At 70.8% G+C, this 18066-nt stretch carries 17 protein-coding genes, 1 pseudogene and 1 other annotated feature; of the genes and pseudogenes, 11 read left to right on the top strand and 7 right to left on the bottom strand.

Annotation, left to right across the window (positions count from 1 at the left end):
• The first annotated feature begins 71 nt into the window (after positions 1-71).
• The 3 genes from V1J52_RS11820 (at position 72) to V1J52_RS11810 (ending at position 1795) form a co-directional block, all read left to right on the top strand.
• Entirely contained in the window at positions 72-356 is a 285-nt protein-coding gene (locus V1J52_RS11820) for a hypothetical protein (RefSeq protein ID WP_330139670.1), read from the top strand.
• Positions 357-650: 294 nt separating this feature from the next.
• Complete coding sequence (locus V1J52_RS11815) at positions 651-1151, top strand: hypothetical protein (RefSeq protein ID WP_330139669.1); 501 nt, start codon at positions 651-653, stop codon at positions 1149-1151.
• Between the two features lie 350 nt (positions 1152-1501).
• Positions 1502-1795, top strand: a complete 294-nt coding sequence (locus V1J52_RS11810; protein WP_330139668.1) for a hypothetical protein — start codon at positions 1502-1504, stop codon at positions 1793-1795.
• 196 nt (positions 1796-1991) lie between these two features.
• Here V1J52_RS11810 and V1J52_RS11805 read toward each other — a convergent pair whose 3' ends face one another.
• Entirely contained in the window at positions 1992-2198 is a 207-nt protein-coding gene (locus V1J52_RS11805; RefSeq protein ID WP_330139667.1) for a hypothetical protein, read from the bottom strand.
• A gap of 137 nt (positions 2199-2335) precedes the next feature.
• Here V1J52_RS11805 and V1J52_RS11800 point away from each other — a divergent pair, with 137 nt between their 5' ends.
• From V1J52_RS11800 to V1J52_RS11765, 8 genes are all read left to right on the top strand, one after another.
• Complete coding sequence (locus V1J52_RS11800) at positions 2336-3475, top strand: sensor histidine kinase (protein ID WP_330139666.1); 1140 nt, start codon at positions 2336-2338, stop codon at positions 3473-3475.
• Positions 3476-3485: 10 nt separating this feature from the next.
• Positions 3486-4184 carry a response regulator gene (locus V1J52_RS11795; protein WP_330139665.1) on the top strand — a complete coding sequence of 233 codons (699 nt, stop codon included), beginning with the start codon at positions 3486-3488 and terminating at the stop codon, positions 4182-4184.
• A 671-nt stretch (positions 4185-4855) separates the two neighbouring features.
• Positions 4856-6325 carry an ABC transporter permease gene (locus V1J52_RS11790; RefSeq protein WP_330139664.1) on the top strand — a complete coding sequence of 490 codons (1470 nt, stop codon included), beginning with the start codon at positions 4856-4858 and terminating at the stop codon, positions 6323-6325.
• 34 nt (positions 6326-6359) lie between these two features.
• A complete protein-coding gene (locus V1J52_RS11785) occupies positions 6360-7028 on the top strand; it encodes an ABC transporter ATP-binding protein (RefSeq protein WP_330139663.1) in 669 nt (222 codons plus the stop codon).
• A 134-nt stretch (positions 7029-7162) separates the two neighbouring features.
• Positions 7163-7900, top strand: a complete 738-nt coding sequence (locus V1J52_RS11780) for a response regulator transcription factor (protein ID WP_330139662.1) — start codon at positions 7163-7165, stop codon at positions 7898-7900.
• Entirely contained in the window at positions 7897-9453 is a 1557-nt protein-coding gene (locus V1J52_RS11775) for a sensor histidine kinase (RefSeq protein WP_330139661.1), read from the top strand. Before V1J52_RS11780 ends, V1J52_RS11775 begins: the two co-directional genes overlap by 4 nt.
• 886 nt (positions 9454-10339) lie before the next feature.
• Complete coding sequence (locus V1J52_RS11770; protein ID WP_330139660.1) at positions 10340-11728, top strand: PP2C family protein-serine/threonine phosphatase; 1389 nt, start codon at positions 10340-10342, stop codon at positions 11726-11728.
• A complete protein-coding gene (locus tag V1J52_RS11765) occupies positions 11725-12093 on the top strand; it encodes an STAS domain-containing protein (RefSeq protein ID WP_330139659.1) in 369 nt (122 codons plus the stop codon). The genes V1J52_RS11770 and V1J52_RS11765 overlap by 4 nt, the downstream gene beginning before the upstream one ends.
• 213 nt (positions 12094-12306) lie before the next feature.
• Here V1J52_RS11765 and V1J52_RS26140 read toward each other — a convergent pair.
• From V1J52_RS26140 to V1J52_RS11735, 6 genes and pseudogenes are all read right to left on the bottom strand, one after another.
• Positions 12307-12727 (bottom strand): annotated as a pseudogene (locus tag V1J52_RS26140) (transposase); the annotation flags it as partial.
• 306 nt (positions 12728-13033) lie between these two features.
• Positions 13034-13225, bottom strand: a complete 192-nt coding sequence (locus tag V1J52_RS11755; protein WP_330139658.1) for a hypothetical protein — start codon at positions 13223-13225, stop codon at positions 13034-13036.
• 256 nt (positions 13226-13481) lie between these two features.
• Complete coding sequence (locus tag V1J52_RS11750; RefSeq protein ID WP_330139657.1) at positions 13482-14042, bottom strand: IS3 family transposase; 561 nt, start codon at positions 14040-14042, stop codon at positions 13482-13484.
• Positions 13983-14111, bottom strand: a sequence feature (AL1L pseudoknot). It overlaps the preceding gene by 60 nt.
• Positions 14066-14200 carry a hypothetical protein gene (locus V1J52_RS11745; RefSeq protein ID WP_330139656.1) on the bottom strand — a complete coding sequence of 45 codons (135 nt, stop codon included), beginning with the start codon at positions 14198-14200 and terminating at the stop codon, positions 14066-14068. (Overlaps the previous feature by 46 nt.)
• 384 nt (positions 14201-14584) lie before the next feature.
• A complete protein-coding gene (locus tag V1J52_RS11740; RefSeq protein ID WP_330139655.1) occupies positions 14585-16246 on the bottom strand; it encodes an FAD-binding dehydrogenase in 1662 nt (553 codons plus the stop codon).
• Positions 16243-17040, bottom strand: a complete 798-nt coding sequence (locus tag V1J52_RS11735) for an alpha/beta fold hydrolase (RefSeq protein ID WP_330139654.1) — start codon at positions 17038-17040, stop codon at positions 16243-16245. The genes V1J52_RS11740 and V1J52_RS11735 overlap by 4 nt, the downstream gene beginning before the upstream one ends.
• Positions 17041-18066 lie beyond the last annotated feature (1026 nt).

Below are 18066 nucleotides of genomic sequence, written 5' to 3'. Positions count from 1 at the left end.
GGTCCGCCCGGCGTAGGGCTCCTGGGCCCGGGTCCGTCATCCCTGCCCAGCCCGGCCTCTACGCTGCCGTCATGACGCTGAACGCCGACGAGTATGAGCTCCTCCGCCTGATCGCCCAGTCACCAGAGCCCGTGGCCGCCTCCGACTTCTTTCACACCATCCACCCTGCGGACTTCGAGCGAAGCGCCCCCGAGGAAGACCCTCGGCGTGTGGAATGGCAGGAGAAGCAGTTCGGGCTCTACAAGGCGATGCTCGACCTGCACGACGGCGGTCTCATCCGGATCGTCCACCCGGCGAACGGAGAGCGGCCAGACCTGACGGAGGCCACCGAGGCCGGCCACGCTGCCCTGAGCTGAGGGCCTCGCCCGGCGGGCCCGGTCGGGCCCGCCACGATGTCACGCGAGCCAGCCCTGCGTGGCCGTGATGCGAGTCCCGTCGAAGTGCTGCCAGTGGGCCACTTCAGAGCATGGTGAGCTGTTCGTGCTCGGGCAGGTCGAGGTAGACGATCCGGTCCTGGGGAAGGACGACGGCGAGTTCGCGTGCCTCGTGGGCGCTGCGGACCAAGACCAGCTCCTCCGCGAGATTGGGGCACGCGGCGACCAGGCCGGGGCAAGGCCGCGGGCATCACGGCCGTGGACTACCACCAGGCGGTGCCTGTGGTCGTCACCGAACTCGAGCGGATCACCGCCGACCCGGCAGGGGCCGCCGGGGAGGTGTGGCGCAGGCTCGGACGCGCACGGTGGCAGACCCTGACCGAGGCGCTGGACAACCCGGACGGCGACCGGCTGCACGCCCTCCAGCGGGAGCGGGCCCGCCGCCGTGAGGCGGAGCGTGAGGCCGCCGAGCGGGAGGCACAGCGGCCGGTGTGCACCGGCTGCGGGCAGAGGTTCACCGACACCCGCTGGCAGGAGGTGCTCGGGCGGGGCCGGCCCTGGGGCAGCGGGAGCACCGGTATGTGCGAGCCGTGCGCGAAAGAGCACTTCGACCGCGCGGAGGCTGAGCGCGCCGCCCGGCACCGAGCGGAGGAAGCCGCCCCGGCAGCAGGCGGCCGAAGCGGAGGCGCGGAAGGCGCGCGGCCTGTTCGACCACCGCCGATAGCCGCCCCCTGCCCCCGGCCGAAGACCAGCGCCAGCACCGCACCCGGCGGGTGACGCCCGCGCCCAGCAGGTCGTTGCTCCCTTGAGGAAGGGCGCCCGTGCGACGCCACCACCGTCCTTGGGTCAGCCGAGGATGCCGAGGGCGGTGTCGGGGCGGCAGCAGGGGCACGGCGGAACCTGCGCTACCTGTACGAGCGTATCGAGAGGGAGTTGCAGACGGCCGGTGAGCGGGCGGTCGTCATTGCCGACGTTCCCGGCGGTGGCAGCAAGGGCCACGCGAAAAGGCTGGCGGACTCGCTGGACCTCACCACGGTCGGCACCGACTACATAAGGCCGGGCCGTGTAGTGATGCCCATCGTGACCGCCCCTCCGATCACGTCCCGCACCTGCAGCCCGCCGACCTCGTGACGGCGGCGACCACCGCCGCCGTCACCGGTCTGCCCAGCGGCCTGGAGCCTGTCGAACTGCTCAAGCCGCTCGCCCGGCGCAACGCCTACGGAGGCATCGGAGGGGCTGGTCTCGCGCTTGTGCCGCGCGACCCCCTCATCGGTCTCTGCTTCTGGGCGCCCGGCGAGAACAACCACTACAAGAACGGCGCCGCCTACCGGCTGCAGAACCCCGTCGAGCTGGTACAGGGGGGTTCCGACCAGGTCATCGCCTCCGTCGACCTGTGCCCGGTTCAGGCCGGCAGGCGTTAGGAGCTGCGGCGGGACCGTCCACCGGCCCGGAGCGGGGTCGGCGTCCGGTGTCCACGCCGCCGAAACCGCCCTCGTCCTGCCCGTCATCGGCGCCGCACCACTCGCACGGTCCGCCGCTCGGCAACACCGGAGCCGCACCTTCCTGAGACCTCGGTCCAAGCAGCCCAGCGTGCCCGAGAGCAGGTCTGAGCGGCCTTCACCTCTTCGGGGCCCTCTGCGCGGCGGTGCCCACGGCGGTGCCCAGGGTGATGAGCGCGATACTGATGAGAATCTCGTAGCCGTCGACGTACAGGTGCTTCATGAAGCCCATGAGCGGGATCCACGTGCCGAAGGTCTCGTGGACGACGCCCTGCAGTCCGCCGACGATGAGCGTGAAGCTGATGAAACCGAGTATGCCCCTCATGGCCTCGACCGTAGGAGCCGCAGGCCAGGGCCCGTATCGGTCATGGGTACACGGGGCTGGCGGTCTTGTGGTCCGAAGGTATCGGGCCGTGGCACGCAGGAGCCGGACGGCTGTGCCGCAGGCGTAGGTTCGGCGGTATGCGCAGCCGCCGCGACTGGTTCGCCGACATCGCTCTCTTTCTTTTCGCCGTGGTCTTCGCCGTGGTCACAGCAGACTCGGTGCACCGGGACGAGAGCATGTCGGGCGGCGAGCGGACGGCTGACCAGGTGGTCGGCGGGCTGGCCTGCGCGTTGGTGTTCCTGTGGCGGCGGTGGGCGGTGCAGCTGTCCGTGGCGCTGATGCTGGCCGGGACGTACTTCCACCATCTGACCGGAGTCACGCTGGTGGCGCTGTTCACCGTGGCGGTGCATCGAGAACGGCGGGTCACCGTCCGGGTGGCGGCGGTCGCGCTGGTGCAGTTCCTCGTGTTCCTGGTGCAGGGTCCGGACGCCGGGGCCGAGGCGGCCGGTTCGGCCCTCACCTACTTCGCGCTGGTGGCGGGTGCCATCGGCTGGGGGCTGTACGTGCGCTCCCGGCGGGCGCTGATCGCGTCGCTGGAGGAACGGGCGGCTCGGGCCGCCGAGGAGGCCCGACGGCAGGTACGGGAGGAGATGGCCCGGGAGATGCACGACGTCCTCGCCCACCGGCTGTCGCTGCTGAGCGTGCATGCGGGGGCGCTGCAGTTCAACCCGGGCGCCCCCGCGGCGGACATCCGGCGCGCGGCCGAGGTGATCCGCGACAGCTCGCACCAGGCACTGCAGGACCTGCGTGAAGTGATCAGTGTCCTGCGGGCGCCGACGGCGGGCCCGGACGGGGCCGGGGGACAGCCGCAGCCGACGCTGGCGGACGTGGGGCGGCTGGTCGTGGAGTCCCGCGAGGCCGGGATGCGCGTCGCGTACCACCAGGAGGCCGGGGACGCGGACACGCTCCCCGCCGCCACCGGCCGCACCGCGTACCGCATCGTGCAGGAGGGCCTGACCAACGCCCGCAAGCACGCGCCCGACACCGGGGTCACGGTCACCGTGTCGGGCCAGCCCGGGGAAGGACTGACGGTGGTTGTGGCGAACCCGCTCCCGGGCGGCCCGGGGACAGCGATCCCGGGAGCGGGGCAGGGTCTGATCGGGCTCGGAGAACGCGCCGGGCTGGCCGGCGGGCGGCTGGAGCACGGCCCTAGGGACGGCGCGTTCGTGCTGTGTGCCTGGCTGCCCTGGGGCGGCACCAAGGCAGTGGGCCGCTAACGTGACCGTCATGATCCGAGTCCTTCTGGTCGACGACGACCCGCTCGTCCGCTCCGGGCTGCGCCTGATGCTCGGGGGCGCGCCGGATGTGGAGGTGGTCGCCGAAGCCGCAGACGGGGCTGACGTGGCGGCGCTGGTGGCCGGACACCGTCCCGACATCGTGCTCATGGACATCCGGATGCCTGGTATGGACGGGCTCGCCGCTACCGAGGCGTTGCGCGCCGGCCATGCCCGGAGCTTCCCCGGAAGCTCCGCACAGGACAGGACCCGTCCCCCCGAGGTGCTGGTGCTGACCACGTTCAACACCGACGAGCACGTGCTGCGGGCCTTGCGCGCGGGCGCAGCCGGCTTCCTCCTGAAGGACACACCGCCGCAGGAGATCGTGGCGGCGGTGCGGCGGGTCGTGGCGGGTGAGCCGGTGCTCTCGCCCGCGGTGACGCAGCAGTTGATCGCGCAGGTGTCGGAGGGTACGGGCGAACGCGAGGCCCGGGCCGGGCGGGCCAGGGAGCAACTGGCGCTGCTCGGCGACCGGGAACGGGAAGTGGCGGTCGCGGTGGGACGGGGCAGGACCAACGCGGAGATCGCGGTGGAGCTCTACATGTCGGTACCGACCGTCAAGACGCACGTCTCACGCGTCCTGGCCAAGCTGGGCCTCAACAACCGTGTGCAGATCGCTCTCGCGGTGTATGACGCGGGTGCGGCGGACTGAACGCGGCCCTTCGGGACGCAGCGCGTGCCGACGGGGGACCCGACATCACCGACGACACCGAGCCGAACGGACGGGTCCTGGCGTGCTCGTGCCCGGACCACCTCCAGCGCCGGCGGCGGTTGCTTCGTCATACCGACGGCCCTGGTAGGCCGGGAGGTACCCCGCAGGATCACACGCACCGGCCGCCGCCTGGTCCGGCACGATCCGCGCGCACGGTGCCAGCAGTGATGCGCCCGGTCCACCGCCGACCGCGCCTCTGGATGGTCCGGCGCCTGCAGCACGCACTCGGCGAACAACGCCTCCAGCGCGCCCCGCCGCCGCGCGTACGACCACCCCGCCAGCCCCACATCCCCGCGTCGCAGGAGGTCGAAGGCCGAAGCGCGCGAGTTCGCAGAATCTCTTACGCCTATGGAGCAGAACCCGCGCGCTGGCTCTCACTTGGTAGCGGATCGACGCTGAGTTCCCAGTGGAGTGGCATCGCCACTCGCCACGAGAAGACCGCGACCATCTACCTGACCCGAACTCCGCCTCGCGGGCATCCTCTCTAGGCCGCCCGATGATCCGAACGACGTCATCGTCGGCGAAGAACAGTGTCCGTTGCGGTGAGACTCTCGGCGTTCTCTCACACAACGCTCACGGTGCTGCCAGGCGGCCCGCTTAGCGTGCGGCGCATGTTCTTCACCTATCTGCGCCGTGAGCTGCGCCGCCGGAGAAAGCCGGCGCTCGTCGTCGCTTCCGGACTGGCTCTCGGTATTGCTCTTGTCATCGTGGTCAACGCCGTCTCCACCGGCATGGGGAAGGCCCAGGAACAAGTCCTGGAATCCCTCTACGGGCTCGGTACCGACATGACCGTCACCAAGGCCCCGGAGCCGCCGTCGGAGACCGGTGGCGAGCGGCCACGGTTCCGCTTCGACGCAGGTGGCGAGGGGGAGGATGGTGAGCGGCAGAGCAGTGACCGGGTCATGGTGCAGGGCCTGCAGACTCTGGACGCCGCTACGGTCTCGTCCGTGGCGAAGGCGGACGGTGTGGCGGACGCCGTGGGCGGGCTCAGCCTCAATGTGGTGAAGGTCGACGGTGAGTTCAGTCGCGGCCAGTTCCAGCAGCGGCCGGGCGCTGGGCGGGGCGGCGGCCCGGACGGTGAGGTGACGGGCGGTGGCGCCGACTTCTCCATCGACAGTTTCACCGTGTACGGCACCGACGTCGCGCATCCGGGGATGGGCCCGCTGTCCTCCTCGGAGATCACCGACGGGCGCAGCTTCGAGACGTCGGAGACGTCGGCGAAGGTGGCTGTGGTGGACAACGCCTACGCCAAGGAGAAGAAGCTCACCACCGGTGACACGGTGACGGTGAGCGACACGAAGTTCGAGATCGTCGGCGTGGCCACCGCGACCAGCGGGGACGCTGCCGCCGACGTCTACCTGCCGCTCGCCCAGGCGCAGGCCCTGGCCGATGCCAAGGACAAGATCACCACCGTCTACGTGCAGGCCAATGACACGCAGCAGCTCGGTGCGGTGGAGTCCGCGGTGCTCAAGGCGGTTCCGGACGCCACTGTGACCACGTCCGAGGACCTGGCGGACACCGTCTCCGGGTCCCTGTCCACCGCCTCCGGCCTCGCCGAGACGGTCGGCCGCTGGCTGTCCGTGGTGGTCCTGGCCGCGGCGTTCCTGGTAGCCGGCCTGCTCACCTCGTCCGCCGTCGCCCGGCGCGTGAGGGAGTTCGGCACCCTCAAGGCGCTGGGCTGGCGCTCGCGCCGGGTCACCGGGCAGGTCGTCGGTGAGGCCGTCGTGACGGGCCTGGTCGGTGGCGCCATCGGCATCGGGCTGGGCCTGGCCGGCGCCTGGGCGGTCACCGCCTTCGGGCCCTCGCTCTCCGCAGAGCTGGGCGCTTCCGGCGGCGGCGTGAGCGGCCCCGGAGGGGGTGGCGGCAGGGGCGGTCCTGGGGGCGGCATGGGCGGCGGCCCCGGCGGCGCACGCGAAACCGCCGCACAGACGCTCGACGTAGTCCTCTCCGCACCGGTCAGCCTCTCCGTGATCGTCCTGGCTGTCGGCCTCGCCGTCGCGGGCGGCCTCGTCGCCGGGGCCTTCGGCGGGTGGCGTGCCTCCCGGCTCCGCCCCGCCGACGCCCTCTCCCGCGTCGCCTGACCCGTTCTCGTCCCTCTCCGCAGGAGCAACCACCATGTACGAACTCACCGGCGTCACCCGGCGCTACACCCGCGGCAAGGGCGTCGTCCACGCGCTCGCCGGAGTGGACCTCACCATCACCGCAGGCGACTACCTGGTCATCAAGGGCCCCACCGGCGGCGGCAAGTCGACCCTCCTCCAGATGCTCGGCGGCCTGGACCGGCCGACCTCCGGCAGCGTGCTGCTCGACGGCGTCGACCTGGCGACGCTGCCCGAGGCCCGTCTGACCCGCCTGCGCAGCGAGAAGATCGGCTTCGTCTTCCAGAGCTTCAACCTCATCCCCACACTGACCGCCCAGGAGAACGTCGAAACGGCCCTCGTACCGCTGGGCATCAAGGCGAAGGAGCGGCGCGAGCTGGCCGCCGAGGCCCTCACCTCGGTGGGGCTGGGAGAGCGGCTGGGCCACGTGCCGGGCGAGCTGTCCGGCGGCCAGCAGCAGCGGGTGGCCATCGCCCGGGCGCTGGTCAAGAGGCCGCAGGTACTGCTCGCGGACGAGCCGACGGGCAACCTCGACGAGTCCACCCGTGACGAGATCATGGACGTCCTGCAGACCCGCTGCAAGGAGGACGGACTCACCTTCGTCATGGTCACGCACGACTCCCACCTGGCCAAGCACGCGCCCCGGGCGGTCACGCTCCGCAAGGGCACCCTGTCGTCGTCCTGACACGACCTGCTTTGCTCCCGCACCGGGCCCGGCGCGCCCCTCACGCCAACGGCGCGCCGGACCCGGTGCGGGATAGCCTCCAGGCGGGGACGGAGTGCCGGGAGCGTGGTGAGAGAACGGATCGTAGTGCCGATATGACCGAGCGGACCGAAGAGAAGCGGCAGCATCGGCTTCTCGTCGTCGAGGACGAGCCCAGCATCCGCACGCTGCTCGAATCGACGCTGAGTCTCACCGGCTACCACGTCAGGAGCGCCGACACGGGGGCCGCCGCGCTGGCCGAGGCCGCGCGCCTGCAGCCCGACCTGATCCTGCTGGACATCATGCTGCCCGACCTCGACGGCTACGAGGTGACCCGCCGGCTGCGCGCGGCCGGCAACCTGGTACCCGTTCTGCTCCTCACCGCCCGCACCGGTGTGGACGACCGCATCAAAGGGCTGAGCATCGGCGCCGACGACTACGTCACCAAGCCCTTCAACATCGAAGAAGTGCTGCTCCGTATCCAGGCCATCCTGCGGCGAACCCTGGGTTCAGGGGCTCTGCTGCCGGACACCGTCGTGCGCTACGCCGACCTCGAGCTCGACGAGAGGGCACACGAGGTGCACCGGGCCGGCGAGTACGTACAGCTCTCCCCGACCGAGTTCAAGCTGCTGTCGTACCTCATGGACAACGCCGGCCGGGTCGTGAGCAAAGCCCAGATCCTCGACCATGTGTGGCAGTACGACTTCGCGGGCGACACCCGCGTGGTCGAGACCTACATCAAGTACCTGCGGAAGAAGATCGATCGCTTCGACCCGCCGCTCATCCACACCGTCCGCGGCGTGGGCTACAGCCTGCGGACACCGCGCGCGAGCCACGGGACAGCAGACCGTTGACCGGCCTCCGCGCGCCCCGCTCACTGCGCCGGCGTCTCGTCCTCGGAGTCACCGTGCTGGCCACCCTGGCCGTGCTGGCCGCCGAGCTGATCGGCTTCCTCGTCCTGCGGTCCTGGCTCCTCGACGGCGTCGACCAGCGGCTCGCCGACTTCCGGCCCATGCCCGCCTCCGCCTTCCTCGACACGCGCCGCCCCGGCAAGCCGGAACCCGAGGCGCTGCCCTCGGACTTCCGCGTCTACTTCTACGACGCCCGCGGCAACCGCCTCCCTCAGAAACTCGGCACGGACGACAAGCCCGGCCCCCAGCTCCCCGACAGCATCGACCGCCTGCCGACCGAAGGCAGCCCGACCTCGGTGGCGGCCGACACCGGAGACGGAAACTGGCGCGTCCTGCGCCGGGACGGACCACGGGACCTGACCGTGGTCATCGCGCTGCCGCTCGACACCGTGGACGGGGCGACATCGAGGATCCTCTGGCTGAACGGCCTGCTCCTCATCGTCACCGTGGCAGCCCTGTGGGTGCTGGGCCGTGAGGTGGTCCGGATCAGCCTGCTGCCGCTGACCCGCATGGAGCGCACCGCCGAGGCCATCACCGCCGGGCAGCTCGACCTGCGGCTGCCCGACACCGACCCGCAAACCGAGATCGGACGTCTCGGCACCGTCCTGAACACCATGCTCGACCGGCTGCAGCAGGCACTGCGGGAGCGTGAGGCGTCGGAGGGGCGGCTGCGCCGGTTCGTCGCCGACGCCGGACACGAACTGCGTACCCCGCTGACCGCCATCCAGGGGTTCGCCCAGCTCGCGCTGCGCTCCGACCGCCGCACCGCGCGGGAGCGGCGGGAAGCCGACCGGCACGTCGCGCAGAACGCCGAGCGGATGAGCCTGCTCGTCGACGACCTCCAACTACTCGCCCAACTGGACCGGCACCCCGACTACCAGCAAGAACACGTAGACCTGCTGTCCCTGGCGGCAGACGCGGTGAGCTCAGCAGCCATGCAGCGACCGGGCCACCCCGTGCGCCTGTCCCCCCTGTCCGACAATCCCGCCGACACCGACACCGACACCGACACCGACACCGACACCGACACCGACACCGGGGAAGTGGAGGGGGAACTGGATGTGGTGGAAGTTGTAGGAGACCCCCACCGTCTCCGGCAGATCGTCGAGAACCTTCTCTCCAACGCCCACACCCACACCCCACCCGGCACGAGGATCCAGGTGCGCGTGGGGGCGGGCCGGGCCGGCGCCCGTACCGGTGGCGTCAACGTGCCGGGACGCGTCAGCATGGCACCGCCTTTCCCGGCCGGCACCCGGGTCGCCGTCATCGAGGTCGAGGACGACGGCCCCGGACTGACGGCCGCCGACGCGCAGCGCGTGTTCGAGCGCTTCTACCGGGCGGACCCCGCACGCACCCGGGCACGAGGGGGCTCCGGACTGGGCCTGGCCATCGCCACCGCCATCGCCGAGGGCCACAGCGGCCGACTTGAACTCGACCCGGGCCAGGGCCGCGGCGTCACTTTCCGCCTCGTCCTGCCACTCCCCTCAGCGAACTGACCACGCGGCCCGAGCGATGCGACCGACTGAACGCTCCTTCCCGAACTGAAGCTTCGCTGAGCGGGCTTGGAACGGCTCCCGTACGGCGGCCAGGTCCGTTTGCTCGCCACCGCAAGAAGACCGCGGCCACGTAGCGGCAGGGCTCCCCGCGCAGGCGACTGGTCCACCCCATGATCCGAACGAAACCGCCTAGTGCAGGCGGGTGCGACCAGCAAGGGGAGGAGGCCACCACGCGCCGGACGGCCTGGAGCGCCGGGGACCTGTCGGTGTGCCGGCATCTGCCACGCCGACGTCCCCCGCGAGGAAGCCGCCGCCGAAGCCGCCCGCCTCCAGGCCGCCACGCCACCGGAGCCGGAGCACGACCAGGAGGCGGGCAAGGTCCGCGGGCTCTTCCGCCGCCGCGGCTGACGCCACACGTCGACGCCGTCCCTCCCACCGGACACGGGACAGAGGGGGCATCGACGAGCAGCGGCCCGGAACAGCCCGGGGCGGCCTCCTTAGCCGACGCGGCGAGCGGGAAGCGCCGGCCTTCTCCACCGCCCGCAGCTGCTCCCAGTCGACCTCCGGGTGTGCGGGACGACCGCGTCGACGGAGGTTCGCGCTCCGGTCGGCCAGCAGCTGCGGTCGGCGAACCGCCGGGCCGCGAAGGCCGTCACGTTTCGCCTGTCCGTGATCACTGCGCTCAGTTGCGGCTGTTTCCGCGAAGTTCGTCGTCGGTTCGGGTGGGCTGGGGCATGTCGGTACTGTGTGGGGGCGCTGACTGTCTGGTCGGCGTCTTCCTGGGGGGATGAGCGAGACGAGGGTTATGCCGGAGCAAGCGAGCCCGCCTGCGATAGCACTGCACGATCCTCCGGCCACAGCGGTCGAGGCGGCGCGGATAGCAGCGGTGCGCCGTTACGACATTCTCGACACCCCGCCGGACGGCGCCTACGACCGGGTCGCGGCGCTGGCCGCGCGCCTGTTCGAGGTTTCGGTGGCGACGGTGACCATCGTGGACGAGGACCGGATCTGGTTCAAGGCCACGCACGGGCTGGAAGGCGTCACCGAGATCGGCCGCGATCCGGGCCTGTGCGCCTCGGCGGTGCTCACCGATGACACCACCGTCATCCCCGACACCCTGCTCGACCCGGTCGCCTGCTCCAATCCGCTGGTCGCCGGCCCGATGGGGGTGCGGTTCTACGCCGCCGCTCCGATCATCACGGCCGACGGGTACCGGCTGGGCACGGTCAACGTCCTCGACACCCACCCCCGCGAGATCAGCGAGGCGGATTCGGCCACGCTGGCGGACTTGGCGACAATGGTGCGTGACCAGCTGGAGCTGCGACTGTCGGCGCTGCACGTGGTGCGCGCCGAGCAGGAGCGCCGCCGGGTCGAGCAGGAAAAGCGCCAGGCCGAGGAAGAGGCCCGGCAGCGCGCGGAGCGGGACAAGGCGGCCATCGCCGCGTTCGCCTCCACGCTGCAGCGCACCCTGGTGCCTCCCGTACTGCCCGCGGTGCCCGGGCTGGAGCTCGCCTGCCACTACAAGACCGCCTCCCCGCAGGAAGTGGGCGGCGACTTCTACGACGTCTTCCCCATCGGCGCAGACCGGTGGGCGTTCTTCCTGGGCGATGTGTGCGGCAAGGGCGCCGAAGCCGCCTCGGTCACCTCACTGACCCGCTACACGCTGCGGGCCGCGGCCCTCGTCGACGCGGACTCGACGGCCGCGCTGAATGCCCTGAACACGGCGCTGCTGCTGGACGCGGCGGTCGGAACCCGCTTCTGCACCGCCATCTTCGGCCTGCTCGATCCTGCCCCTGACGGCGGTTTCACAGTCACGCTGGCCACCGGCGGCCACCCGCCCGCCTACCACCTCACCCCTGCCGAGGAAGGCGGTGTACGGGTGGAGGCGGTCCGAGCCAAGGGCGGCATGCTGGTCGGCGCATTCGCCGAAGCCGCCTTCGCCTCACGCACCCTGCACCTGGCACCCGGCCAGGGCTTGCTGCTGTATACCGACGGGCTGACCGAGGCCCGCACCGCCGGTGGCCACATGCTCGCCGACACGGGCCTGACCGACTTCCTCGCCCGGCGGCCAACGCCGGTCAGGGCCGGCCGCCTGATCGACGACACCGTCGCGCTCCTGGACACCCTCCCCGACACCGAACGCGATGACGTGGCCCTGCTGGCCCTGTCCGTCCCCACCCCCGATGCCGCTCCCGCGGGCATCACCACCACCGTTCACAGCGCCGCCGTCCCGACCGCCGACGTCTCCGTCGGGCAGGAGATCCGACGCCCATGACCGCCGCACTCCACATCAACGTCCCGCACACCGACGGCACCCTGGCCGTGATCGCACTGTCCGGCGAATTCGACATCACGACCGCGCCCGCCGTGCGGGCCCGCGCCCTGGACCTCATCGCGGCCGGGCACCCCGACCTGGTCGCCGACCTGGCGGGCGTCACCTTCTGCGACTCCTCAGGGCTGGGCGCCCTCGTCGGCATCTGGCGCTGCGCCAAGGACGCCGACGGCTCCCTGACCCTGGCGGCCATCCCCGACCGGCTGAGCCGCCTGCTCAGCGTCACCGGGATGGACACCTTCCTGCCCGCCCATCCCACCGCCGACGCCGCGCTTGCCGCACGCCAAGGCAACCGCACCACCGCCTGAAACCTCTCGCTCACCAGGGCGGCACCAACAGCTGGCCAGCATCTGGCTAGCACTGCAACGGTTTTTTGCGTGCTGGTGGGGCAGTTTCTGGTGGTGTGTGGCCTCGTCGTCTGTAGTGGCTGGTGCGGGCTCGGTGTTGTCGTCTGCGTCGCCAGTGTGACCAGTGCAGGACGTGGTCGATGGAATGCTGGGCGGCGCGAGGGAGGTGGTGGATCAGACGCCTGAGTTCGGGCAGGGTGAGAGGGATGAGCTGGGAGGATCCGTTTCTGCTTTCCCGGTGTCCAGCTCGCGGGCCCGCAGGACGGTGAGGCAGGCGTGGGCGGCCATGGCCAGGGTGATGTGCCGGTGCCAGCCGTCGTAGCAGCGGACCTGGTAGTCGTCCAGACCGCATTCCTGCTTGGCGGTCTGGACGCACTCCTCGATCGCCCAGCGACTCCCGGCGATGTGGATCAGCTCGTCGAGTGTGGTGCCGGCGGGGCAGATCCTGGAACAGGTCGTGGACGGGGTGGTCGATGGCCCAGCGGGTGACGACGGTGTCGTGCCGGGTGGTGGCCATGACGTGAAAGATGCCGGCCTGCTCGAGTTCGTGCCGCCAGCCCTTGCTGTAGCCGTAGGCGGCGTCCGCGGTCACCCAACACCTGCGTTGCCTGGCGCAATCACCCCGCGCTTCCCGCCGGTCTACGCGACGCGCTGGCCACCGCAGAACCGCTGTAGTCCCGTCGGGTTGAACAGCAGAGGAGCCCGGCGGCGACATGACCGTCGCGGCCCTCTGTGTCGTGCCGCTCCTCGGCGGTCAGGCTGTGGTGCCGGCGGCTTCGTGGAGGGTCTGCCGGAGCTGGTCGAGACCGGGCGCCCCGCCCGAGCCGTCGGGGGGCGCGGTAGATCCGGCAGGCGAGCGAGGGTGTGGTGCTGGGCTCGGCGAACGGGTCGCGGCTGTCGGTCAGGATCGTCGGGGACCCGGTGAAGGCGGACCGCTCGGCTTCGGCTGGTCGGCGACCACCCGGATGGTGAAGCCGGTGGTGTCCAGCCCGGCGTCGTTCAGGGCCTGCCGCAGCTGCTCCTCCGCGAGCTGCTGGTGAGGGCAGTCCGGCACGGCCAGGACCTCGATGTCCATGTCTCCGGGATCACGCATGCCGGGGCCGTACGGGCCGAAGGGCCCGACCTGTCCGGGCAGCGCTCCAAGAAGCGGGGGGTCGCCCTTCATCCGGTGCAGGGAGGGATCACTGGACGGTTCCCGGCATCTGCGGTACCTCGTTCGTACCGCTTGGCCCGGATACCTCCCCGGCCTTCAGGGCGGCGAAGTCGGAGTGGGCCTGTTCGACGGCTTCCGGGTACGCCTCGCGCTCGTCCTGACCGACGAGGACATGCGGGCCCTGACCCCGCCAGCTCTACGGCGAGGTACGGCTGAACATGGGCAGCCGCATGAAGCTCGCCACCCCCGCGGCGGGACTCGGACACCCCGAGCCGGAGCCCGCCGGGAGGTCCGGGTCCATCGGCGCCGGCGGCGGGGTGCCCGGCCGCCACGGCCGCCCCTGGCCCCGGTCGGCCGGGGTCGCGGCATAGGTGAAGTCAGCGACCCACCGCTCGTTCGGACGAGATGCGGTGAAGTCACGTCCCAGCAGGTCACAGGCCCGCTCTCGGCCGTCGTCACGGATGGTGGTGCGGATCTTCTTCCCGCGTCGGGCACCCTCAAGGCCGAGATCACGTATCAGCCGGGCGACCGTGCAGCAGGCCACGGGTATGCCCTCGCGGTGCATCTGCCGCCAGACCTTCCGCACTCCATAGACGCCGAAGTTGTCGGCGTTGACGCGGCTGATCTGCGTCTTCAGCTCCGCGTCGCGGACCGACCGGGCACTGGGAGTGCGGTTCTTGGCGGCGTAGCAGGTGCTCGTGGCGATCTTCAGTCCGTGGCTGGTCAGGACTTTGCAGATCGGCTCGACCCCGAACACCTGCCGGTGGGCTTCGATGAACGCTACGAGCGCTTCGACGGCCGGTCGAGCTCGGCCGCGAAGAAGGCCGAGGCCGCCTTGAGGATCTCGTTCGCCCGGCGCAACTCGGCGTTCTCGGCCCGCAGCCGCATAATCTCCGCGGCCTCCTCCAAGGTCACCCCGCGGGACGCCGGCCTGTGTCGACCTCGGCCTTGCGGACCCACGTCCGCACCGTCTCGGCGGAACCGATGCCCAGCTTCGCGGCGACCGCCTTCATGGCGGCCCACTCAGTTGGGTAATGGGAGCGGACCTCCGTGACCATGCGCACCGCACGCTCACGAAGATCGGCAGGGTAAGGGGACGGACGGGCCATGACTCGATCGACTCAGGGAATCGAGCCTCCACCAGACCCGGAGCGGTTCACTCGCGCATGCGGCGCCGACGACGGTGGCCTGAGCGGGCAGGCTTGCCGCTCGGCCCCACGGGAGCACCGGTCCCGCGGCCCGGTATGTGCCAGCCTGCCCGCGGCCGTCCCCCGGCACTTGCCGACGGTCCGGGACGGTTCACGCCAGGTTGTGGGCGAGCGTACGGCCGGCGACCCGGCCGGAGAAGATGCACCCGCCGAGGAAGGTCCCTTCCAAGGCGTTGTACCCGTGCACTCCTCCGCCGCCGAATCCGGCTGCTTCTCCCGCCGCGTACAGACCGTCGAAAGTCGTCCCGTCCGGCCGCACGACCTGTGAGCCGAGGGTGGTCTGCACTCCGCCCAGTGTCTTTCGGGTGAGCAGACGCAGTCGTACGGCGACCAGTGGACCGTGGGCCGGGTCGAGCAGGCGGTGTGGAGCGGCGATCCGGACCGCTTTCTCCGGCAGGTACGCCCGTGCATTGCGCACGGCCATCAGTTGTATGTCCTTGCCGTAGTCGTTGGCCACCTGACGGTCGCGGGCTACCACCTCCCGCTCCACGCGCGCGTAGTCGAGCAGCGGTCCGGGCGTGAGGGCGTTCATGCCCTCCACCAACTCGGGGAGCGTACGGCTCACCAGGATGTCCTCGCCGTTCTCGATGAACGCGCGTATCGGCGCCATCGTGCTCTTCTTCAGCCGTTGGAGCAGGAGCAGGCAGTTCTTGCCTGTCAGGTCGGGGTTCTGATCGGATCCCGACAGCGCGAATTCCTTGTCCACCATCGAGTGGGTCATGAGGAACCACGAATGGTCGTGACCGGTCGACCTGAGGTGCCGCAGCGTCGCCAGGGACGCGTGGCTGGGGAACAGCGGCGGGGGCAGCCGCTGTCCTGTCGCGTCGAGCCACAGGGGTGACGGGCCGGGCAGGAGGCGCACGCCGTGGCCGGGCCACACGGGAGCCCAGTTCTTTATGCCCTCGTTGTAGAACCACATGCGGTCGAGGTTGACCACCGAGCCGCCGGCGCGCTCAGTGATCTGCAGCATGCGTCCGTCGACGTGCGCCGGCACACCGGTGAGCATCGTCGCCGGCGCCGGGCCGAGACGTTCGGCCGGCCAGTGGGCGCGCACGAGGTCGTGGTTGGCGCCCATGCCGCCGGAGGCGATGAGCACCGCCTGCGCACGTATCTCGAACCTCCCGGTCTCCTTCCGAGAGGAGGGCACGCCGCGCGGCTCCCGCGAGGGCTCCAGCACCGCTCCCCGCACGCCGACCGCGGCCCCGCCCTCGATGACGAGTTCGTCCACCCGGTGCCGATACTTGAAGGTGACCAGCCCGCGCGTGGCGGCGGCGGACACCGGTTTGCGGAACGTCCGTACTACTTCCGGTCCGCTTCCCCAGGTGTAGTGGAGCCGGGGGACGGAGTTGCCGTGACCGGTCGCGGTTCCCTCTCCCCGCTCGATCCATCCGACGAGGGGCAGCAGGCGCAGCCCGAGCCGGTACACGTAGTCGCGCTTTTCCCCGGCGGCGAAGTCCACATAGGCCTCGGCCCACCTGCGGGCCCACCGGTCCTCACTGTCGCGGTCGTGCCCGGCCGAGGCCAGCCAGTCGGACAGGGCCAGTTCACGGGAGTCCTTGATGCCCAGCCGGCGCTGCTCGGGACTGTCGACCAGGAACAGGCTGCCCTCAGCCCAGAAGGCCTGGCCACCGAGGTTGTTCTGGTTCTCCTGGTCGACGATGACCACGCGTCGTCCGGCGCGCGTCAACTCGTATGTCGCGACCAGACCGGCCAGGCCCGATCCCACCACGATCACATCGGCTTCGGTGCTCACCGTCGCAGTCCTCCTTCAGCCGCCACCCCGGAGGAGTGAGCGAGGAAGGGGCGGACGGCTTTCAGCAGTTCACCGGCGGCCTCCGCCGGCACCAGGTGGCCGGCGCAGGGAACCAGCTTCAGACGCCCGTTGCGCAGGCGGCGCCGAGTGGCGATCCCTTGCCAGAAGGGTACGAAGAGGTCCTGGACGCCCCAGACCACCAGGGTCGGCATCGGCAGTTCGGGCAACCGCCCGACGAGAAGGTTCTTCTGTCCCAGCGGCCCCACCGAGGAGCGCTGCGAACGCAGGGTGGTAGGCAGGGCTTCAGATGAGGAAACGGCCTTGGTCTGACTGGACCACCAAGGGCGCGGGATGTTCCAGGGGCGACAGGCCGCCATCACCGCCACCGAGACCACGAGCAGGCGCGGTCCGAAAGGCAAGCGAGGGATCAGCCACTTCGTCAGGTCACCCAGGGGTGTGACGGCCAGCACCACCATGGCCGGGTTGATGGCGCGCCCCATGCCGGCGGAGTCCACCAGGACGAGAGACGGCACGTGGTCCGGTCGTTGCAGGGCCATGTGGACGGCCACGGCGCCTCCGAAGGAGTGCCCCATGACCGCGGGCCGTTCCGCACCGACCACTTGGGCGAACCTCCACAGGAAGGAGGCCATCGCTTCGGGACCGGCGCTCCGGATCGGTTCGCTGTGGCCGTATCCCGGCAGGTCCACGGCGATGATCCGGTGGCTGCCGGCAAGGCCCTGGAGAACGCTGTACCACTGTTCGGAGACGCTGCCTTCGCCGTGTATCAGCAGCACCGGTTCTCCCTGCCCGGCTTCGAGGTACCGGACGGCTGTCCCTCCTACGTTGGTCCAGTACTCCGTCACTGTTCCCCTTGGTGCGGCGGCGGGTTTGTTCATTACGGTGTCCCGTCTCGTGTCGTGCGCGTGGGCGTGGCACGTTCCAGCGTGATCGAATGCCGTACCGCCAGAGGAAACGATGGGCTTTCTTCGAAGCCGGGCCACGGCGGACTGGTTGATGATCGGCGGACTGCGAGTGAAAGGGTGCCGCGCTCGGACCTAAGCGGGCGTTTTCCCGTACGGAAGCGGAATGGAAGTCGTGCGGCGAGACCTGAAACTACATCCCCGCGGCTCACCTTGGCGTCCTTTTCCGACGGGCCGGGCGTGCGGGTACAACGGCACCCTAGTTTCGGATTTCCGGCGCCGGCAGGCGCACGGGGCGGGACCCGAAGCGGTCCCTCCCCGCGGCGTGCACGCCTGCGCGTGCCGCGGCATCCGCGCGCGCACCGCCAGTGCACCGCGGTGGCGGTACCGGGCGCGACCCGGTCGGCGACGCGCACGCCGCACCCGGTTGCGCAGGGCGCGGCCCCGGTGCACAGGCGCCTTCCGCTGCCACGCCACCGCACGGCTCTCCCGGCCCGGGCGTCCAGCGGACCGGTCCTCACAAGGCGTGCACGAGGCGGACGCCGTACTTGCGAGGCGGGGCCGAAGCCCGGCGTATGCCGCACGGCGGGCGGCGCGGCAGTCTGCGCACGTGCGTACGGCTACCCGGTCCCTGTCACCGGTGACTCCTGGAGTGACTCGTGGGACACGTCGCGAGGGGGTACGCGTCCCGAAGTGCATACGGGCGAGTACTACTCACTTAACATGTGCGCCAAAGGATGCCGGTAGCCTTCTGTGCGCCCCTGCAGCAGGGTTGCCCCGAACGCACGTCTATCGTTCACTAGTGCCAATGGCTAATCATGTGTCCCAGCTCGTCACCATTGTCGACCGAGTCGTGGTGGGGCGGGTGGGAACCGTGTTCCGGGCGAGGAGGGGTCGCTG

Origin of the sequence: Streptomyces solitudinis (assembly GCF_036323765.1) — a bacterium.
Lineage (GTDB): Bacteria > Actinomycetota > Actinomycetes > Streptomycetales > Streptomycetaceae > Streptomyces.
This window is presented reverse-complemented; position numbering and strand designations above follow the sequence as displayed.

Bases quoted from the DNA above. Each gene is read 5' to 3' on its own strand.
- V1J52_RS11790 (WP_330139664.1), top strand. From the start codon at position 4,856: ATGTTCTTCACCTATCTGCGCCGTGAGCTGCGCCGCCGGAGAAAGCCG.
- V1J52_RS11805 (WP_330139667.1), bottom strand. From the start codon at position 2,198: ATGAGGGGCATACTCGGTTTCATCAGCTTCACGCTCATCGTCGGCGGA.
- V1J52_RS11765 (WP_330139659.1), top strand. From the start codon at position 11,725: ATGACCGCCGCACTCCACATCAACGTCCCGCACACCGACGGCACCCTG.
- V1J52_RS11780 (WP_330139662.1), top strand. From the start codon at position 7,163: ATGACCGAGCGGACCGAAGAGAAGCGGCAGCATCGGCTTCTCGTCGTC.
- V1J52_RS11820 (WP_330139670.1), top strand. From the start codon at position 72: ATGACGCTGAACGCCGACGAGTATGAGCTCCTCCGCCTGATCGCCCAG.
- V1J52_RS11785 (WP_330139663.1), top strand. From the start codon at position 6,360: ATGTACGAACTCACCGGCGTCACCCGGCGCTACACCCGCGGCAAGGGC.
- V1J52_RS11800 (WP_330139666.1), top strand. From the start codon at position 2,336: ATGCGCAGCCGCCGCGACTGGTTCGCCGACATCGCTCTCTTTCTTTTC.
- V1J52_RS11795 (WP_330139665.1), top strand. From the start codon at position 3,486: ATGATCCGAGTCCTTCTGGTCGACGACGACCCGCTCGTCCGCTCCGGG.
- V1J52_RS11755 (WP_330139658.1), bottom strand. From the start codon at position 13,225: ATGCGTGATCCCGGAGACATGGACATCGAGGTCCTGGCCGTGCCGGAC.